Source organism: Adlercreutzia muris, assembly GCF_008831045.1.
GTDB lineage: Bacteria > Actinomycetota > Coriobacteriia > Coriobacteriales > Eggerthellaceae > Adlercreutzia > Adlercreutzia muris.
Genome location: NZ_WAJS01000001.1, coordinates 61,119 through 80,173 on the forward strand (window position 1 = coordinate 61,119; position 19,055 = coordinate 80,173).

General features: G+C 59.7%; 16 protein-coding genes. 11 read left to right on the forward strand and 5 right to left on the reverse strand.

Going from position 1 to position 19,055, the window contains the following annotated elements:
- Positions 1–121 precede the first annotated feature (121 nt).
- Positions 122–1,444 (reverse strand): dicarboxylate/amino acid:cation symporter, encoded by a 1,323-nt coding sequence (locus F8D48_RS00290; protein WP_151429492.1) that lies wholly within the window; start codon positions 1,442–1,444, stop codon positions 122–124.
- A gap of 277 nt (positions 1,445–1,721) precedes the next feature.
- Between F8D48_RS00290 and F8D48_RS00295 the strand changes: the two genes are divergently transcribed.
- The 5 genes from F8D48_RS00295 (at position 1,722) to F8D48_RS00315 (ending at position 10,479) form a co-directional block, all read left to right on the forward strand.
- Entirely contained in the window at positions 1,722–3,131 is a 1,410-nt protein-coding gene (locus F8D48_RS00295) for a Sapep family Mn(2+)-dependent dipeptidase (RefSeq protein WP_151429493.1), read from the forward strand.
- A gap of 241 nt (positions 3,132–3,372) precedes the next feature.
- Positions 3,373–4,086: a LytR/AlgR family response regulator transcription factor gene (locus tag F8D48_RS00300; protein ID WP_135970511.1), complete on the forward strand. Its 714-nt coding sequence runs from the start codon at positions 3,373–3,375 to the stop codon at positions 4,084–4,086.
- 290 nt (positions 4,087–4,376) lie between these two features.
- Positions 4,377–6,323: a glucose-6-phosphate isomerase gene (locus F8D48_RS00305; protein WP_201757819.1), complete on the forward strand. Its 1,947-nt coding sequence runs from the start codon at positions 4,377–4,379 to the stop codon at positions 6,321–6,323.
- A 326-nt stretch (positions 6,324–6,649) separates the two neighbouring features.
- Positions 6,650–9,295: a carbamoyltransferase HypF gene (locus F8D48_RS00310; RefSeq protein ID WP_151429494.1), complete on the forward strand. Its 2,646-nt coding sequence runs from the start codon at positions 6,650–6,652 to the stop codon at positions 9,293–9,295.
- A 2-nt stretch (positions 9,296–9,297) separates the two neighbouring features.
- The gene (locus F8D48_RS00315) at positions 9,298–10,479 is read left to right on the forward strand and encodes a PDDEXK nuclease domain-containing protein (RefSeq protein WP_201757820.1); all 1,182 of its coding nucleotides are present in this window, start codon (positions 9,298–9,300) and stop codon (positions 10,477–10,479) included.
- On the opposite strand, the gene F8D48_RS00320 is transcribed toward F8D48_RS00315, so the two are convergent.
- Positions 10,476–10,700, reverse strand: a complete 225-nt coding sequence (locus F8D48_RS00320) for a helix-turn-helix domain-containing protein (RefSeq protein ID WP_084636631.1) — start codon at positions 10,698–10,700, stop codon at positions 10,476–10,478. The genes F8D48_RS00315 and F8D48_RS00320 overlap by 4 nt on opposite strands.
- A 351-nt stretch (positions 10,701–11,051) precedes the next feature.
- Here F8D48_RS00320 and F8D48_RS00325 point away from each other — a divergent pair, with 351 nt between their 5' ends.
- Entirely contained in the window at positions 11,052–11,615 is a 564-nt protein-coding gene (locus F8D48_RS00325) for a hypothetical protein (protein ID WP_151429495.1), read from the forward strand.
- Between the two features lie 38 nt (positions 11,616–11,653).
- Positions 11,654–12,703: a DNA-processing protein DprA gene (locus F8D48_RS00330; RefSeq protein WP_151429496.1), complete on the forward strand. Its 1,050-nt coding sequence runs from the start codon at positions 11,654–11,656 to the stop codon at positions 12,701–12,703.
- Between the two features lie 71 nt (positions 12,704–12,774).
- Here the strand turns inward: F8D48_RS00330 and F8D48_RS00335 are convergent, their stop codons facing one another.
- Positions 12,775–13,005: a hypothetical protein gene (locus F8D48_RS00335; RefSeq protein ID WP_151429497.1), complete on the reverse strand. Its 231-nt coding sequence runs from the start codon at positions 13,003–13,005 to the stop codon at positions 12,775–12,777.
- A 675-nt stretch (positions 13,006–13,680) separates the two neighbouring features.
- Between F8D48_RS00335 and F8D48_RS00340 the strand changes: the two genes are divergently transcribed.
- From F8D48_RS00340 to F8D48_RS00355, 4 genes are all read left to right on the forward strand, one after another.
- Positions 13,681–13,944, forward strand: coding sequence for a HypC/HybG/HupF family hydrogenase formation chaperone (locus tag F8D48_RS00340; RefSeq protein WP_028027785.1), 264 nt, complete (start codon positions 13,681–13,683; stop codon positions 13,942–13,944).
- Positions 13,945–14,054: 110 nt separating this feature from the next.
- The gene (gene hypD, locus F8D48_RS00345; protein WP_151429498.1) at positions 14,055–15,146 is read left to right on the forward strand and encodes a hydrogenase formation protein HypD; all 1,092 of its coding nucleotides are present in this window, start codon (positions 14,055–14,057) and stop codon (positions 15,144–15,146) included.
- Positions 15,147–15,311: 165 nt separating this feature from the next.
- Positions 15,312–16,610: an ATP-binding protein gene (locus F8D48_RS00350; RefSeq protein ID WP_151429499.1), complete on the forward strand. Its 1,299-nt coding sequence runs from the start codon at positions 15,312–15,314 to the stop codon at positions 16,608–16,610.
- 5 nt (positions 16,611–16,615) lie between these two features.
- Positions 16,616–16,906, forward strand: coding sequence for a GIY-YIG nuclease family protein (locus tag F8D48_RS00355; RefSeq protein WP_136433772.1), 291 nt, complete (start codon positions 16,616–16,618; stop codon positions 16,904–16,906).
- Positions 16,907–17,186: 280 nt separating this feature from the next.
- Here the strand turns inward: F8D48_RS00355 and F8D48_RS00360 are convergent, their stop codons facing one another.
- Together F8D48_RS00360 and F8D48_RS00365 are read right to left on the reverse strand one after the other, a co-directional pair.
- Positions 17,187–17,630, reverse strand: coding sequence for a GatB/YqeY domain-containing protein (locus F8D48_RS00360; RefSeq protein WP_016310254.1), 444 nt, complete (start codon positions 17,628–17,630; stop codon positions 17,187–17,189).
- Positions 17,631–17,694: 64 nt separating this feature from the next.
- Complete coding sequence (locus F8D48_RS00365; protein WP_151429500.1) at positions 17,695–18,804, reverse strand: ATP-binding protein; 1,110 nt, start codon at positions 18,802–18,804, stop codon at positions 17,695–17,697.
- Positions 18,805–19,055: the final 251 nt, after the last annotated feature.

A 19,055-nucleotide genomic window follows, 5' to 3' on the forward strand; every position in this document is an offset into this window, starting at 1 on the left:
GCCCTTGCCGAACGGTCGGGGGCCTCGTTTGTGCTTGGTGGCCCTATGCCGGTTACGCAGCCACCTTCTCGGCGTTGCGACCTTGATCCAGTCCGCCGAAACGACTTTGGAGCTGTGCCGGCTATGCCGCGGCCTTCTCGGCTTTGCGAGCCTTGCGGGCAGCAGCGCGCTTCTCCATGGCGTCCACGCAGGTGGCCACGGCGGCATCGCCGGTGACGTTCACAGTGGTGCGCATCATGTCGAGGATGCGGTCCACGCCGGCCACGAGCGCCACGCCCTCCACGGGCAGGCCCACCGATTGCAGCACCATGGCCAGCATGATCATGCCGCTGCCAGGTACGCCGGCGGTGCCAATGGAGGCCAGCACGGCGGTCATCACGATGGTCAGCTGCTGGCCCACGGTAAGATCGATGCCGAACACCTGGGCGATGAAGATAGCGCACACACCCTGGTAGATAGCGGTGCCATCCATGTTGATAGTGGCGCCGAGCGGCAGCACGAACGAGGTGACCTCCTTCGACACGCCCATCTTCTCGGTGCATTCCATGTTGATGGGCAGCGTGCCCACCGACGAGGCCGAGGCGAAGGCGAAGCCCATCACGGGCATCTCACCCTTCAGGAACTTGAGCGGGCTCATGCGGGCAAACACCTTGATGATGCCCGAGTACACGAGCGCGATCTGGCAGATCATGGCCACGTAGGCCACCACAATGAGCCACAGCAGGGGCCGCAGCACGTCGATGCCGTTGTTGGCGATGACCGGGCAGATGAGCCCGAACACGCCGAAGGGGGCCACCAGGATGATGCCGCGCATGATGGCGATGCACACGTCCGACAGGGCGTTGCAGATGTCGATGACCGGCTTGGCCTTCTTCCCCGCGGCGATCATGCCGAAGCCGAATACCACGGCGATGACGATCACCTGCAGCATGGTGGCATCAGCCATGGGCTGGAAGAAGTTGCTCGGGAAGATGTTCACGATGGTGTCGATGAACGACGGCGGGTCAGTGGCCTCGTAGGACAAATCGCCGGTGTCCATCACATAGCCTGCGCCTACGTTCATCACGTTGGCGAAGATGAGGCCAAGGGTGACGGCGAAAGCAGTGGTAACCAGGTAGAACAGGATGGTCTTACCGCCGATGGCCCCCACCTTCTTCACGTCGTCGAGCGATACGACGCCGGCGATGATGGAGAACAACACCAAAGGCACGACGATCATCTTGATGAGGTTCAAAAAGATGGTGCCGAAGGGCTTGATGTAGGTGTCGGCGATATCCGGCGCACCCTGGAGGGCGACGCCGGCGAACACGCCCAGGATGAGCGCGATGAAGATCCAGGTAGTCAGCGACAGGCGCTTGAACCAGGGCTTGTCCTTCTTGTCGCGAGGCGCGCCGTCTCCGAGGGCGGGATCGACGGCGGGCTGCACGGTGGCATCGTCGGCCATAACGGTGAGTCCTTTCCCCTATGAATGCACGAGTGCCCTCATTATAAGCAAATTGCCGAGGAAAACCAGGTGGCAGCCGCAGCGATCTAACGGCCCCGCAACAAAACGGGGAACGTGACGCGTTGGTGTCGGGGAAGGGCCATAATGGCAACGATGCTATCTTGGGGACGTTTGCCCCGAAGCTGTGTGGAACTGCAATTGCGGCTCCGCGCGGGCCTCCATCGTGCTATGGTGTCCCGCGTTTCCAGGGGAAACGCAGATATGAAAGGAGCGACCTATGGATCGCAAGGAAATTGTGGCCGCCGCCGGCGCCTATTGGGATGCGAACCGCGACGCCATCGTGGCCGACATCGCCAAGCTCGTGGAGATTCCCTCGGTAGAGGATCTGGCTGCGGCCGCTCCCGGGGCGCCCTATGGTCCCGGCCCCGCCGCCGCTTTGGCTGCGGCGCTGGAAATCGCCGAGGGCATGGGCATGGCCGCCACCAACTGCGAGGGTCATATCGGATTTGCCGACCTGCCGGGCGAGACCGATGCGCAGCTGGGGATCATCGGGCACGTGGATGTGGTGCCGGCCGGCCCCGGTTGGAGCTTCGAGCCCTTTAAGGTGACAGAAAAGGACGGCTATCTCATGGGCCGCGGTTGCCTGGACGACAAGGGCCCCTCGGTAGTGGCCCTCCATGCGGTGAAGTGCCTGGCCGGCCTGGACGTGCCGCGTCCTTACACCATGCGCTTCATCTTCGGTGCCAATGAGGAAACGGGCATGCGCGACGTGGCCTGGTACCTCGAGAACTACGACAGCCCGGCCTTCCTGTTCACTCCCGACGCCGACTTCCCCGTGTGCTATGGCGAGAAGGGCGGCTATGACGGCCTCATTACGAGCGCGCCCATTGCCGATCCGGTGATTCTGGACATCTCCGGCGGCGTGGTCTCCAACGCGGTGCCCGGCGAGGCTTGGGCCGTCGTGCGCGGCAATGCGGACGTGTTGCCCGCGGCCGAGCGCATTGCCGTGGCCGATGCCGGCGATGGCACCGTGCGCATCGACGCCAAGGGGCAGAACGCCCATGCGGCGTGGCCCGAGCGCGGCATTTCCGCCATTCTGCTGCTGGTGAATTACCTGCTGGAGAACGACCTGTGCAACCAGCAGGAGCGCGAGTTTTTGGAGCTGGTGCGCAGCCTGACGAGCGATACCACCGGTGCCGGCGTGGGTATCGCCACGGCCGACGAGTACTTCGGCCCCCTCACGGTGGTGGGCGGCACCATCCGCAAGGAGGGCGATCGCCTGGTGCAGACCATGGACAGCCGCTGGCCCACGTCCATCACCGCCGAGGAGATCACGGCGGCGCTCACGAAGCTGACCGACGACATCGGCGCTACCTTCGAGAACACCCTGCTCATGGTGCCCTTCCTCGTGAAGCCGGAGGATCCCGAGATCCAGGTGCTCCAGGATGCCTTCCAGTTCGTGACCGGCGACACCGAACATGAGCCCTTCACCATCGGCGGCGGCACCTATGCCCGCGAGTTTAAGAAGGGCGCATCCTTCGGCGTGAACATGCCCTGGGTGGAGAACCCGGCCTGGGTCGGCGGCGAGCACGGCCCCGACGAGGGCGTGTCAGAGGAGCTGCTGAAGGCCTCCTTCGAGATCTACGTGTTGGCTTTGGCCGAGTTGCAGGGGCTGGAAATTCAGTAACCGGCGCGTTTTTGCAAGACGTCCCGCCAAGGGGCGATGGATGGGGCGGCCCCCGCGAGGGCGGAAGCCGCCCTTTTACGGTCGGATGCCATCGCCGGACTCGCGGTTCGGGGGCCATCGGTAATTTCAATGCCTCGACGAGGGATAAAGCCGTGGTTTATTCTTGGTCGGGGATGACGGGCCGTCAGCTGTGCTATAGAATGGGCTGGAATTTAACCGAGGGTTCATATTGGAGGACACTGTGCTTAACGCGATTATCGTTGACGACGAGGCGCCTGCCCGTTCTGAACTGCGCTTCCTCCTCGATGAGGTTGGCGGGGTTGAGGTGACGGCTGAAGCCGCCAACGTGCGCGAGGCTATTGAGAAGCTGAAAGAGTACCCCTGCGACGTCATGTTCATGGATGTGAACATGCCCGAGGCCACCGGCCTGCAGCTGGCCGAGGCCCTGCAGCACCTGAAGTTTCCGCCGGCGGTGGTGTTCGTGACCGCTTATTCCGAGCATGCGCTGGACGCCTTCAAGGTCAGCGCCATCGACTACCTGGTGAAGCCCGTGGAGACCGAGCGCCTGGCCCAGGCCATCGCCCGGGTGCGCGAGCACGTGGCCCTGCATATGCAGGCGCATAAGTCCGAGCGCATTCCTGTGGAAAAGGGCGGCAAGAAGATTCTCATCGGCATCGACAAGATCCGCTTCGTCATGGCCCGCGACGATTACGCCTACCTGCAGACCGACGCCGACCGCTACTTCTCTACGGTGAGCCTCGCTCAGCTTGAGAAGCGCCTCGACGGCCATGGCTTCTTCCGCGTGCACCGCGGCTACCTGGTGAATCTGTCCATGGTGGAGGAGATTGAATCGGTTTCCGGCGGCACGCTGCTGCTGACCCTGAATGGCGTGGAGGAGAAGATCCCCGTGTCCCGCCGCCGCGTGAGCTCGCTGAAGAAGGCGCTGAACCTGTAGCGAAGGTCAGCAAGAGAACTGCGAGGAGGGCTCTGCTACGGCAGGGCCCTTCTGCTTGAGCGGCGAGGGGTGGCGAAGCGCCCCTGCCAAGTGTCTGACGGGCCCTCTCATGACGAGGGTCTGCTTTGTCCTTCCGTTCACAGAACCGCCATAGGGTTGCGGGGAAACGGGCGTGGTAGCGGGGCCTTTGATAGAATGTTGCGAACAGATTAACGAGGAGGGTCCCCCGTGCGGGGCTCGTTTGCAATGCTGCTGGCTGGCAGAGGTTGCCCAGAGAGAAGAGGAGCACCATGCTCTCCGTTGACATCGAGAAGCTGTATCCCGCTGCAAAGAGCCTAGTGAAGGCCCGGGCCGCGAGCCGCATCCACGCCAAGGATGCCACGCTCTACGAGTTCTCCGAGGTCGCGCAGCAGTGCGCCGCCGAGTACATGGGCTGGACCGACCTGGCCACGAACCCCCTGTGTGACCTGGCCGCCGTGCAGGCCTTCGCTGACGAGGCCGTGGCCGAGGGCATCGACACCGTCATGCTCATCGGCCAGGGCGGCTCCACCCAGGCCCCTATGACCATCACCAAGTACAACAAGCCGGACTCCAACCGTGTGTCCTTCAAGACGCTGGACTCCGATTCGCCGGTGCGCGTGCGCGAGATGCTCACCATGTGTCGCCCCGATCGCACGCTGGTCATCATCTCGTCCAAAAGCGGCGGCACCATCGAGCCGCGCATGCTGTTCGAGGCCGTGCGCGCCGAGTTCGCAAAGGCCCTGGGCGAGAAGGAGGCCGTCCGGCATCTTGTGGCCATCACCGATCCCGGCAGCGAGCTGGACCGGGTGGCCCGTGAGGAGGGCTGGCGCGCCGTATTTCCCGGTGAGCCCACCGTGGGCGGCCGCTTCTCGGCCCTGTCGGTGTTCGGGCTGGTGCCTGCGGCCCTGGCCGGCATCGACCTGGACGAGTTCATGGCTCACGCTCGCGCTGCCGAGGAGGCCTGCTCCGAGGACGCCATCGACAACCCGGCCATCGGCCTAGCCGCATTCCTCTACGACAACTACCTGAAGGGCCGCAACAAGTTCTCGTTCCTCACCCCCCGCCGCGGACGCGTGCTGGGCCTGTGGATCGAGCAGCTGGTGGCCGAGTCTCTCGGCAAAGAGGGCCAGGGCATCCTGCCGAGCATCGAGATCGACTCGCTGCTGCTGACCGAGGACCCCGGCGACCGCTCGGTCATCATGTACCAGACCAAGACCGACCTGTGGGACGAGAGCCGCAACTTCGATATGAGCCTCGCCTACATCGACAACGCCATCCCGCGCCTGAACTACCGCATCGAGTCGGTCTACGAGCTGGCCGAGCACTTCGTCATGTGGGAGTACGCCATCGCCATGTGCGGCTATCTCATGGGCGTGTGCCCCTTCGACCAGCCCGACGTGGCCTCCGCCAAGGCCGAGGTGCTGGAGATCCTGGAGAACGGCCAGCCTGAGCCCCGCTTCACCGAGGTGTTCACCGAGGCCGTGGACATGGGCCGGGTGGAAGTGACCTACGGGGACGTGTTCGAGGGCTGCGAGGACCTGCACGAGACGCTCTATGCGCTGCTATCCTCCATCCAGCCCGGCGACTTCTTCGCGCTGAACGCGTTTCTGCCCTTCACGGGAGAGGGCCGTCGCGAGGCTATCGAGACCATCCGCCACGGCGTGGCCGAGGCCTTCGGCGTGGTGTCGTGCCTGGAGGTGGGCCCGCGCTACCTGCACTCCACCGGCCAGCTGCAGAAGGGCGGCCCGAACATGGGCGTGTTCCTCATCCTGTCGGCCGACGAGCTGAAGGACATCCCGCTGCCCGAGGGCTGCCCGGCTTCGAGCCTGGGGGCGCTGGCGAAGGCCCAGGCCGCTGGCGATTTGGTGACCCTGGCGAAGCGCGGCCGCCGGTGCGTGCATCTGCACCTGCCCGACAACTCGGGCGTGACCCTGCGCCTTCTGGCCCAGGTGGTGGAAGACGTGATCGCCGACATCCTGACTGATCGGGCCTTGGCCGAGGCTGCCGCAGCAGCTGAGGACGAAGAGCTGGCCGAGGCCACGGTGGTGGTGGAGGCGGCCGGGAGTGCCGATGGGGATGCCGGCTTTGGAGCCGACGGAGCTGCTGCGGCTACTGCAGCTACTGCAGCCGCTGCAGTAGCCGATGTTGAGGGCGCCGATGCGGCCGATGCCGTGGCGACGGGCGAGGAAGCCCCAGGCGAGCCGGCTATCGACTAGGCGAGGCGGCGCGGCGTAGCGCGACATCAGTTTGCGGATGGCGCGCGGCCCGCGTCCTTCTCAGAACAAGAATGAAATCCTCGTGAGGGGCCGCTCGGGTTGCTCGCGATGCAGAAATATGCGATTTCGCGAGTTCTCGGAAAGCTTCAGATACAAGGAAGTGCAGTTTCTTGCGATTTCGCGAGTTCTTGCGCGCTGGAAACTCGCGAAACCGCACATTTCTGCATCATGGCGGCGCTTTTCCCTACAAAGCATCGACCAAGGGGCGCTCGGTGCTCGAGGTTGGGTAAACTAGGGAGGAACCTGATTTTCGTTAGGAGCAGCTCATGATCGACGCGGTTGACATTCATGTGAAGGGCATTGTGCAAGGGGTGGGCTTCCGTCCCTTTGTCTATCGGACGGCGAAGAAGTACCTCATCAACGGCTGGGTGCTGAACGCGGCCGATGGGGTGTACATCCACGCCGAGGGTGAGAGCAAGCTGGTAGACGAGTTCATCATGGAGTTGTCCGACAACCCGCCGGCGGCTTCGAAGGTGGAGGAGATCGACATCAAGGAAGTGCCCCTGGAGGACTTCGACAGTTTTGAGATTCGCTTCTCCGACGACGAGGCCGTGGCCGAGACGACTCTGGTGTCGCCCGAGCTGGCCACCTGCGCCGACTGCGTGAACGAGCTCTTCAACCCCAACGACCGCCGCTACCGCTATCCCTTCATCAACTGCACGAACTGCGGGCCGCGCTTCACCATCATCGACCACTTGCCCTACGACCGCGCCGCCACCTCCATGGCGGCCTTCCCCATGTGCGAGCGCTGCGCTGCCGAGTACGCCGACCCGCTCGACCGGCGCTTCCACGCCCAGCCCGATGCCTGCTCCGAGTGCGGGCCTCATGTCTCGTTCGCCTGGCGGCAAACGGACGAAACCTCGTTGGCTTCCTTGGGCGAACCGGTATTCAGCGAGGATAATATTGAAGTTCACGGCGGATTCAGTGTCGTATGGGGCAAGACCCGCGAGGAATCCGATGCTATTTTCACGGCAGCGGTGGAGATGCTGCTGGCGGGGAAGATCCTGGCGGTGAAGGGGCTGGGGGGCTTCCATCTGGTGTGCGACGCGAACAATATCGAGGCGGTGGCTGAGCTGCGCCGCCGCAAGCGCCGCGACGGGAAGGCCCTGGCGGTGATGGCCCAAGGTATGGGCGATGTGCGGGCGCTCTGCCAGGCGGTCGAGGAAGAGGAGGCGGTGCTCACAGGTTCTGCCCGGCCCATCGTGCTGCTGCGCAAGCGGCCCGACGGGGCCATCGGCGAAGGCGTGGCCGACGGGCTATCGGAGTTGGGCGTGATGCTGCCCTACACGCCGGTGCAGCACCTGCTCATGCACGACTTCGCGGCGGCTTGGTACGCGGCGCATCCCGAGGTTGCCGAAGCGGGCGACGTGCCTGGGCGGCCGGTGCCGCTGCTGGTGATGACCTCGGGAAACGTGCATGACGAGCCCATCTGCATCGCCGATGAGGAGGCTCGCGAGAAGCTGGCCGGCATCGCCGATGCCTTCTTGGGCAACAACCGTCCCATCCTCACGCGCTTCGACGACTCGGTGGTGCGACTCATCCGTGTGGGTGAAACCTCCGAGGGAGCACCGGAGCTCGCGGTGCAGTTTCTACGCCGTGCCCGGGGGTTCGCCCCCGTGCCGCTGTCGACGGCGGTTACGGTGACGGCGGCGTCCGAGAACGAGGAGGCTCGAGGGGCGGCAACCGGAAGCGGCGTCGCATCTGAGGCGGCGACTGGCAGCGCCGAACGTCCTGGTGCGGGCATCATTTTCGCGACGGGCCCCGAGCAGAAGAACACCTTCACGTTGCTTCGCGGCACTGACGGTTTCGTGTCCCAGCATATCGGCGATGTGGAAAACGCCGACACCTACGTTGCGTGGCTAGCCACGAAGGATCGCTTCGAGAGTCTGTTCGAAATGGAGCCCACGGCCGTGGCTTGCGACCTGCACCCTGAGTACCTGACGAGCAAATGGGCGCACCATCAGGATCTTCCCGTGACCGAGGTGCAGCACCACCATGCCCATATCGTGTCAGTCATGGCCGAGCATGGCTTGGCCGATGCGGTCTGCGGTATCGCCTTCGATGGCACGGGCTACGGCGTGGATGGCGCCATTTGGGGCGGTGAGGTGCTGCTCGCGAACCGCACCGATTTCGAGCGCTTCGCCAATTTCGCCTATGTGCCCATGCCCGGCGGTGCAGCGGCCATCAAGCATCCGCTGCGCATGGCCTACGGCGTGCTGTGGGCCTACGATCTGCTGGACCATCCGGCGGCCGTTGAGGCCTTGGCACCCCTCGGCGAGGAGGCCGAGGTGTGCGACCGTATGATCGAGCGTGGTCTGAACACGCCCATGACCTCCTCGGTGGGACGTCTGTTCGACGCGGCCAGCGCCCTTCTCGGCATCTGCGCCGAGCCGAGTTACGAGGGCGAGGGCGCCATTCTTCTGGAAGCGGCCATGGAGGCAGCCGGGGCCGATGCGCCCGGCGCTGCCGCAGTTGAGGAAGCGGCCGGTGTGGCCGGCGAGAACGAGCTGGCGGCTCGCGAGCGTTATGCGGTAACGGCCCAGAAGAACGTTGCTACTGAGACGAGCACCGCCGAGGATACCTCGGTGCTCCTGCTGGATGCCGAGCCCACCTTCCGCGCCTTGCTGGACGATGTGGCGGCAGGCGTGCCGGCGTCGGTGATCGCACGCCGCTTCCACGACGCCATGGTGAGCGCCATCGTGATGGCTGCCGAGCTGGTGCGGGCGCTGTACGGCATTTCGACGGTGGTGCTGTCGGGCGGCGTGTTCATGAACCGCTACCTCGTGGAGCACGTGTTACCGGCTCTGGCCGAGGCGGGCTTCACCGCTGCCATCAACCGCGATCTGCCCCCCAACGACGGCTGCATCAGTCTGGGCCAGGCCACCGTGGCCTCCGCCCGTTCGGAGGAATAGGCATGACAACTGTGATGAAGCCGGAGAACGAGGAGCCCCAAGCCGGCGTTTCGCTGGGGGATCCAATTGGTATTCCAGACGATATGTGGAGCGCGGAAAGAATCGGAACTTCAGCTGCCTGGGATAGGTTTGGATCTAAGCCGCACCCTTCGTTTGAGGATCTGGTCTGTGCTGTCGAAAATGCGGTGGTGCATACTCGCGATTCCGCCGCGCAGGCTGCGAACAAAGGGCAATTGCTTGCCTACTGGACTGTCGGCAAGATGATTGTCGTATACGAGCAGGATGGCTCCGATCGGGCAAAATACGGAGATCGTACATTGGTAAAGCTGGCGAAGCGTCTTACGGTGACGTTGGGGCGCGGGTTTTCTCGCACGAATCTGTATTACATGCGTCAGTTCTATCTAACGCATCAAATTTTCCAGACAGTGTCTGGAAAATTGTTCTGGTCGCATTATTGCGAGTTGCTCAATGTCGATGATGACGCAAAACGGGGCTTTTATGAGCATGAAACCGCCAATGCAGGCTGGAGTGTGCGCGAGTTGCGTCGCCAAATGGACAGCATGCTGTTCGAACGTGTGATCAATGCAAAAGATAGCGTGGATGCGGAAAGCATAAAGGCGCTTGCCTGCGAGGGCATAGCGTATCAACGTCCCGTGGATGCAATGAAATCGCCTGTTGTGTTGGAATTTCTTGATATCCCTGATGTAAGTGCGCCCTACGAGGGGGAGTTGCAGAAAGCTCTTCTTGCGCAGATTGAGAAATTTATGCTGGAGCTTGGTCGCGGCTTTATGTTCGTGGGAAGCAATGTGCGAATCCCCGTAGGGTCGGATAAAGATTACGCTGACATGGTCTTCTATTGCAAGCCGCTCCGAGCTTATGTGATCATAGAGTTGAAGACAACTAAGTTTATGGCTTGCGCGGTTGGCCAGATCAATGAGTACTTGAATTATTATGTAACTGAAGTTAATGACGAGTACGACAACCCTCCCATCGGCATCATTTTGTGCACTGATAAGAATAACGTGCGTGCTGAATATGCGCTCGGAGGGCTAAATAACGCAATTTTCGCGTCGACCTATACTTTGAGGCTGCCAAATGAGGAGCAGCTTATAGAGCAGGTGCGCAAAACCATCGAAGCAAACGAGCCCAAGATCCTGCCAGTGGAAACAACAATTCCCAATTAGTTGGAAAAGAGATCTCGAATCTCGACATTAAGGCCTAAGGCAATCTTTTCTATCACGTCGATAGTGGCGTTGGCCTTTCCGTTTTCGATATTGCACAAATAAGAATAATCGACACCAATCATAAGACCGAGTCGTCTAATCGACAAGCGCTGAGAAATACGCAAATCCTTAATGCGCCTTCCAAGCGCATGCCGCGCAGTATTTTTCGCAAGTTGGCTCACCGCATAAAGACTAGGATAGCTGTGCGTCTAATTGTTGGTGTATAATCAAACAAATGGCTATTGAATCGAGAACATGGGCGAGTTTGGCATGTTCAGGGATCATGGGGAGATAGAAGGATGTACCAGAGGTGCCCGAAGTGTGGAGCGGTGGCTTATGCGCGTTCACTGTATGATGACGGCTACTACTGCTTCCCGCGGCAGGGCGGCTGTGGGGAAAAGTTTCCGCCTCCCCTTGAATGGGATATGGGCCTGCTCTGTTGCAAAATCGGTGCAAACAGGTTTTTACGTAACACGATCGAGTGCTTTTCTCATGGTCCCTACTATGCTGTTCGGCATGGCAAGGGCGATCGATTGAGTAAGCTGATTCTTGAAATTAAGAATTCATTTCTGGAGTCAACGGAACAGCAGGTGCGTCGCGTATGTGATGAGATATCCAGTATTGTTTCTGCGGATTTGGATAAACTGGTTCAGCGGGACGATCGATTTAAAAAAGACCGGCCAGTAGTGATGGCGGTGCCCAGATCGAAGCCAGATGGTTGTTGGCATGCATCGCAATTGCAGTTCCGCGTGGCATTGTCGCTTGCTATCAAGAAAAGTAGGTTAGTAGTTAAGGGCGGCAGTGAGAAGTGGATTATAGATGCCGTTGACTGGATCCAGCGTGTAGCCGAGACGAAGACTACCCACAAGCGGAGAATTGCAGACGGTAAGAACAACGGCCCCGATCCCTATCCAGGAATCACGAGGGACACGTGCCAGATACGAAAGAGTGTTAGGGGGAGGCCGATCATCCTCGTTGACGATATATATACGGCAGATGTGGGTATTGACGAAGACTGTGCGCAATTTCTGCTAGATAATGGAGCTTCAAGCGTGCTTCTTTACACCCTCGGAAAGACTACTATGCCAGAGAACTAATAGGGGCAAGGTGCTGATTATGCAAGATAGGGATTACGATGCAGTATTCTGAAGAAACACTCTTTGTTCTTGCCTGCTCCCTGTGCTCGAAAAATGATGAGTTTGGCAAAGAACGAAACATCGTAAGCGGGCACGCCGGTCTCTCCTGCGCGGATTTCTTCGAGCTTAAGAGAGGGCAATCGTTTCGGGAGTTCCGTGTCCGATGCGAAGAACGGCTCTCAACTGACGTTGTGGATTTCGATGCGTTTAAGAGAGATGTTGCCTATGTCTTGGACGGGGAGTGTTTCGACGATGAGCGCGACTTGGTTCTTGACGATGTTTCTATAAAGGGGTTGGTCTCCTTAAGGGATTCCGTCGATGGGATCATTTCTCCATTTGATCCTGAGTTCCCTCCAATCAATGCAAAGGTGAGGAAGGGCTCGGATAAGCCCTACCTTCTATTCTATAAAGGTGATATAAGCCTGCTTGGATGCATCAATGAAAACGTAGCAGTTGTTGGATTGCTGGATCCTGCCGAAGCGGTCGGGCAAAGAGAGAAAAAAATAGTAGAGGCTCTCGTTGAGAATCAAATGAACATCGTGAGCGGTCTCGCCAAGGGCTGCGACACTATAGCCCACGAGGTGTGCCTAAAGGCCGGAGGCCGAACTGTTGCGGTGCTGCCATCGCCTATCTCTAGTATATATCCAGCGGAGAACAGGGCTCTCGCGCATAGAATCGTTGAGGAAGGAGGACTTTTGGTAACGGAGTACTTTCTTCCACCTCGCAATAAGTTTGAAGCAAGAAAAAGGTTTGTTGACCGCGACCGACTGCAGGCAATGTTCTCGAAAGCAGTTGTTCTTGCGGCCAGTTACAGGGAGGGCGAAGGGGATAGTGGGTCTCGGCATGCCCTTAAAAAGGGAGAAGAATGGGGCCTGCGCACGACGGCTCTCTTTAACGGAGAGAGCGACAATGGGGATCCGCAATTTGGTCTAAATAAGGATTTGATAGCATCGGGGGTCGCTCCAGCCAGCGAGAGAGTACTTAGAGATATTGTTACTTACCGAGTGGAGATGGAGCCATCTGTCCCGCAGTTATTCCTGACGATTTAGCCTTGTGATCAGCCGTGAATAGGGGTGATGGAGTGGGGAGTGTTGCGTTCAGCAAGGTCTGCCCTGAAGATCTAAACGCTGTTGTCGACAGCATTGGCTGTGGCTTCCAGCTTGCATACGAGCTTCTTGTCATTGCAGGGGGTGATGTCGAGCTTGTGGTCGAGGCGGCGAGAGAGGGCGGAAAAATCAGCATAACCAAGGCGAAGATCATTGATGCTAGACTCAACTGTATTGAGCAGAAGAACGGGATCGACAATTGTGGCTGCCAAGATCAAGATCGGCGCGATCTGCATCGTAGCCATTTCTAACCGTGCTGTTGGAGCGTCTGGTGCATCATTATCTGTTTGACATCGATGGCAGCTTGTTTTTCAGCGATGAACTGAATAGGGAGGGCTACAACTACGCATTGTGCAAGTTTGGTTATAAGGCAATCTCTTGCATTGGAAGGCTTACGAGGTCAGTTGTTAAGCGGTGCTACCCTCGAATGAGCGCATATGACCTCGATAGAATAGTTGAAACGAAGCAGGACTATTTCACGGCCAACATTCGAAGCATTCAAGAAAACGAAATGCTGCTCAATCTTTTAAGGATAATCGGTCCTCGGCAAAGTGCACTATGGACAGCGGGGGCCAGGACAAGAATCGAGGAGATGCTCAAGGCCTTCTCTTTAGAAGGTGCATTCTCTCAGAGATTTTATAGTTTGAAGCAAGATATTCCGGCAGATGTAGATCGGATATGTGCTGTTCTCCAATGTAGGAAAGAGCATCTTGCTGTGTTCGAGAATGACGCGGGCGTTGCAAGGCGGCTGTCCAATTATGGTGTTCCATGTTTTTCGGTAATTCCTCGTAAATAGCCCCTGCTCTCGACCGCAGACCTTGCTGGTCGTGCACGTATTGGCGCTGCCGCGTTTCTCGTGGAGCATGGAAGCGGAGCTGTGATAGCATGGCGTAATCAAACAGAGAGAAGTGGAGCAGCCTATGTGTTTGGCAATTCCCGCTAAGGTGGCGAAGCTCGAAGAGGGCAATCTGGCCACTGTCGATATCCTGGGCGTGTCCCGCGAGATTTCCGTGGACCTCACGCCGCAGGCCCAAGTGGGCGACTATGTGCTCGTGCACGCTGGGTTCGCCATCGAGGTAGTGGACGAGCAGTTCGCCCAGGAGACCATCGAGCTTATCAAGCAGTTCCCCGAACTGGCCGACTTGGAAGGGCAGCCGCCAATGAAAAAGCCGTCCCTCGCATAGGAAGAACGGCTCTTCATCACATTAAGTAGAGTAATGTGAAGCAGTCGTGCCCGCTGCACCGGGCTTTCCGCTTGTCCGCATTGTACACCCCTGAAGGAGTGGTTGCAAGAATGGATCATATGCAAGAAGAGCTGAAGGCATTCAAGGATCCGGCCCTGGCGCGGGGGCTCATTGAGTCCATTCAGGCGTTGGCTCCGGAGTCGGCGACGCTGATGGAGGTGTGCGGCACCCATACGGTGGCCATTGCCCGCAACGGCATTCGCGGCCTCATGCCGGAAGGGGTGCGTCTGGCTTCGGGGCCGGGGTGCCCCGTGTGCGTGACGAGCAATCACGACATCGACAAGGTGATTGCCCTTGCCCGCGTGCCCGAGGTGACCATCGCCACCTTCGGCGACATGACGCGCGTGCCTGGCTCCTCTTCCAGCCTGCTGGCCGAGCAGGCGGCCGGCCGCGCCGTGGAGATCGTCTACTCGCCGCTCGACGCGCTGCGCCTGGCCCAGGAAAACCCCGACAAGCAGATCGTCTTCGTGGGCGTGGGCTTCGAGACCACCACCCCGCTCGTGGCCATGGCCATCAAGCGCGCAAAGGCCGCGGGTCTGAAGAACTTCACCGTGTACGGGGCGCACAAGAACATGCCCGGCGCACTGGAGGTCATCATCAACGATCCTTCTCTGAAGCTGGACGCGCTCATTTTGCCGGGGCATGTGTCTACCATCATCGGTGCGGAACCCTATCGCTTCCTGGCCGAGAAGTACGGCATTCCCGGCGTCATCACCGGGTTCGAGCCAGTGGACGTGCTCCAGGGCATCGCCATGATCATGCGCCAGCTGCACGAGGGGCGCGCCGACATCGAGATTGCCTATGCCCGCGGCGTAATGCCCGAGGGCAACCCGGTGGCGCTCGCTGCCATCGACGAGGTGTTCGAGACCTGCGCGGCCACCTGGCGCGGCTTGGGCGAGATTCCCGGCAGCGGTTACCGCATCCGCGACGAGTTCGCCGAGTTCGATGCCATGCGGCGCTTCCAGCCCGATGTGGAGCCGGTGCGCGAGCACGCCGGCTGCCGCTGCGGCGACGTGCTACGCGGCATCATGGCCCCCAACCAGTGCCCGCTCTTCCGCACGGTGTGCACCCCGGAAAACCCCGTCGGCCCCTGCATGGTGAGCAGCGAGGGCAGCTGCGCGGTCTATTATCGGTATTATTAGACAAGCTCCTCGTCCGGAAAATCACAAATGAAAAATTCGGATTTTCTCAAGTGGAAAATTCGGAAAATCACAAATGAAAAGTTCGGATTTTCTTAAGTCACGGGGGAAATACCAGGTAGATGATCTACAATCATGCCATTATCGATAACGCTGAAAGAGGATGCCATGACTGATGATCTTCCTCCTCGTGATGAGTATATTCTCCGTATCGTGGACGAGCAGGTGCAACGCTATCTCGAGGTTTTCGGCGCGGTGGAAGTGGCGGGAACTAAGTGGTGCGGCAAAACATGGACGGCTTGCCGTCATGGTGAAAGCGTGAGTTATGTGGATCAGGCGCTTGCGTTGGCCCAGTCCGATCCTCAGGCGATGCTGGCGGGCAAGCGGCCCCACGTTATTGACGAATGGCAGTTGGCTCCGCTTATTTGGAATGCCGTGCGTCATGCGGTCGACCGTCAGCGAGGCTTGAGGGGCGCATGGCTGCTCACGGGCTCATCCACTCCTTTCAAAAAGGACGATGAGCAGGTGCGTGCTCTTCACAGCGGAGCGGGCCGGATCGGGCGCATTCGCATGCGCCCCATGACGCTCGCCGAGTCGGGCGATTCTACGGCGGCAATCTCTCTAGCGGCGCTTTTCGAAGGGGAATTCTCCCATGCGACAGCGGCTGGTGATGCGGCGTCTTTGGCTGCTGTGGTGTGTCGTGGCGGGTGGCCCGAAGCTCTTGACCTCACCCCGATCCAGGCGCAGCTAACGGCGCGTGAATACCTCAACCTCATTTTCGATGAAAGCGTACCGCGTCACGGCAAAGATGGGGAGGCGGCTCGAAGAATCGCACTTTCATTGGCGAGAAATTTGGGGCAGGCAGCCACCTATAAAACGATCTTGTCCGATATATCCGGCGGCGATGAGCCCCTTATGACTACGACGACACTTGCAACCTATCTGGATTTGCTCAAGAGCCTGTACTTCGTGGAGGAAGTTCCCGGATGGGTGCCGGAGAAACGTTCGCCTAAGCGGCTGTCGGTAAAGCCGAAGCGCTATTTGGCCGATCCATCGCTGGCAGTGGCGTTGCTTGGCATGAACGAGCAGGCGCTTCTCGATGATTGGCAGACTTTCGGTCTCGTATTCGAGAACCTCTGCATGCGAGATCTCATGGTATATGCCGGAGCGCATCCCGATACCTCAGCTGTTCCCGTGCGATATTATCGCGACGACAGCGGCTTGGAAGCTGACGCTATTGTGGAATTGGCGGATGGCCGATGGGCCGCTTTCGAATTCAAGCTCGGGGCAGCCAAAACCGATCAGGGCGTGGCCTCGTTGCGACGCCTTCGCGAGAAGGTGACCGCTAACGAAAAGGCTCGCACACGGCCGCCTGCGTTCATGGCCGTTGTTACGGGAACAGGTGAGTACGCCTATCAACCTGAAGAGGGCATCTACGTGATTCCACTGCGAGCTTTAGGGGCCTAGACGCTATGGCGTCCCATTACATGTACGTGCTGGAATGCGCGGATGGCTCGCTGTACACGGGTTATGCGGTGGATGTGCAGGCGCGGCTCGCGGTGCACAATGCGGGCAAGGGCGCGAAGTACACCCGGGCTCGGCTGCCCGTGAGCCTGCTTGCCTATGCGGAGTTTTCCACCAAGCACGATGCCATGCATGCGGAATACGTCTTCAAGCAGCTGTCCCGCAACGAGAAGGACGCCCTGCTGGCCGTCGCCTCCCATTCCTCCTTCGAGGAGGCGCTGGAAGAGTTGCTCGGTTAGGGAAGGCTGCTTGCGGGATCTTCATCTGGTGCTGGCTGTCGGAAGGCTGTCTCATAGTTGAGGCCGAAGGCCCACAGTGGCACAACGTTGGCAAAGCTGTTGTAATGCGGCTGGGGCATCAGTGCTCGGAAACGGCAGCTGCACTCATTGAGTGCAGGTCGCCTTTAACTCTTTTAGGTTGCTTTAAAAGTTTTAGGTCGCTTTAACTTTTTAGCGAAGAAAGGCCTCCCAGTTGCGGGAGGCCTTTTGGCTCGTGCGCGGGGTGCTTTGCCGGCTGCTGCTAGCTCAGCTTGCTGCCGAGCTCCTTGGCGGCGGCTGCCTTGTCGAAGTTGCCGCCGGTGCGCTTCGTGAGCTCGCCCATCACGCGGCCCATGTCCTTCTTGGTTGCAGCCCCGGTGTCGGCCAGCACCGCGTCGATGAGCGCGATCAGCTCCTCGCCCTCCACCTGCTTCGGCAGATAGCCTTCCAGGATGGCCACTTGCTCGGTGAGGGTGTCGGTGCGCTCTTGGTTGTTCCCCGCTTTGATGGAGCCGTCGAGCGTCTCCTTCGTCTGCTTGATGACGCGCTTGAGCATGGCGTCCACGTCGGCCTCGGTTACCTCGCGCCGCTCGTTCACCTCGATGGCCTTCAACTCGGTGTGCACCTGGCGCAGAATGTCGCGGCGATGGTTGTCGCGCGCCTTCATGGCCGCCTTGATCTCGTCTTGCAGCTGTTGATATTCCATGCTCGTCCTTCCATTAAGGCTCCCGCTGTGTCGTTTCCATCATACCTCGTCGGGCGCCTTCTCGTTAAGACAGGCTCTCATCCTCTTCGTAGCGCTCGGCGAAGTATTCGGGGAAGACGGGCATCTCGAAGCGCACGTAGCCCTTGGCGGGCTCGCTTATGATTCCTTGTTCGAGAAGGCGCTTGCGATACTGCGAAGCGTAATTGCTGCCCACGTCCATCTTCTCGGCTACGCGCGCGAGAGGCACGTCGCGCGGCTCGTTGAGCATGGCGGCAAGAAAACGCTTATCGCCAGCCGAAAGGTCAAGGTAAGTGTAAGCAAGAACGCCATCAGCCATTTCGTTGCGGGCCAGCTCTACGCCCGTAGCGGCGTTCTCGACGTCGATCTCCTCCGCGACTGCTTGGGCCCAGGTGTGGAACCCGACAAGCTGCATCATGTACGGGAAGCCATCGGTGGCCTCGACCGCAGCCGCAAGGGCGGCGGGGCTAATGCGTTTGCCAGCATCTTCGATAGTGGCAGTGAGGGCGTCGGATATCTCTCGGTCGGGAATGCGACCGAGGGTGTGCTTGCGCGCCCTTCTCAAGAAAGAAATGCCGTCGTCTCTCAAAAGCTGGGAAATATTATGGGGAAGCCCTGCCATAAGAAGCGCGACTTGGCGACCTTCCGTGACGAAGTGCTGATATACGCGAGCGAGCTGCTTCATTTCGTCGATCGTCACGTTCACCTCGTCGACGGTTATGAGAAGCCCGACCCGATAGGAGGCGAGCTGGTCGAGCAGCGTGCTCATACGGGTGCGCCAATTGCCCTCCTCCGGTTGCACGTTCTCCCATTCCAGGCTCAGGAACTGACCAAGGCTCAGCCCCCTTAGGCGCCGGCCCCCGTCTTCTTCGACGAATTCCCGCGCGTTGCGAACGGCCTGTTGCAATAGGTCCTCGAGCATGCCCTCGGCAGCGGTAGTTTTCGCAGAAATCCAGCCCTGCGACTCCGCCTCTTGGCTTATGAGGGAGATGAAGGCCGTCTTCCCTGAGCCACGGGCCCCGGAGACGATGGTGCATAAATTAGGGTCGCCTAGGCCGTTGTCGAAAGCTGCTTTCAGCTCCTCTACGAGGGACTCGCGTCCAGCCATAAAGGGAGGGATGACTCCGAATGTGGGAGTGAAGGGGTTGCGTGCCATGGACCCTCTCTTTCTTGTCGGTGCGGTTGCTATTTGGCGGCGTCCGCATGGGAGCGATGCGTCGCTCGTTGTGGATGGCTTTGCAACTTTTGCAAACTTTTTCTAGTTTTGCAAACTTTTTCTAGCTTTGCAAGGGCGATGAGCCTCGCAGAACGTGTGCAGCTATATTTTCTGTGCAAGAACGGTACAAAAAGCTTTGCTGTCTGATGCAAGAAGGGCGGCTCGGTAACGTCCGAGCCGCCCTGGTGGGG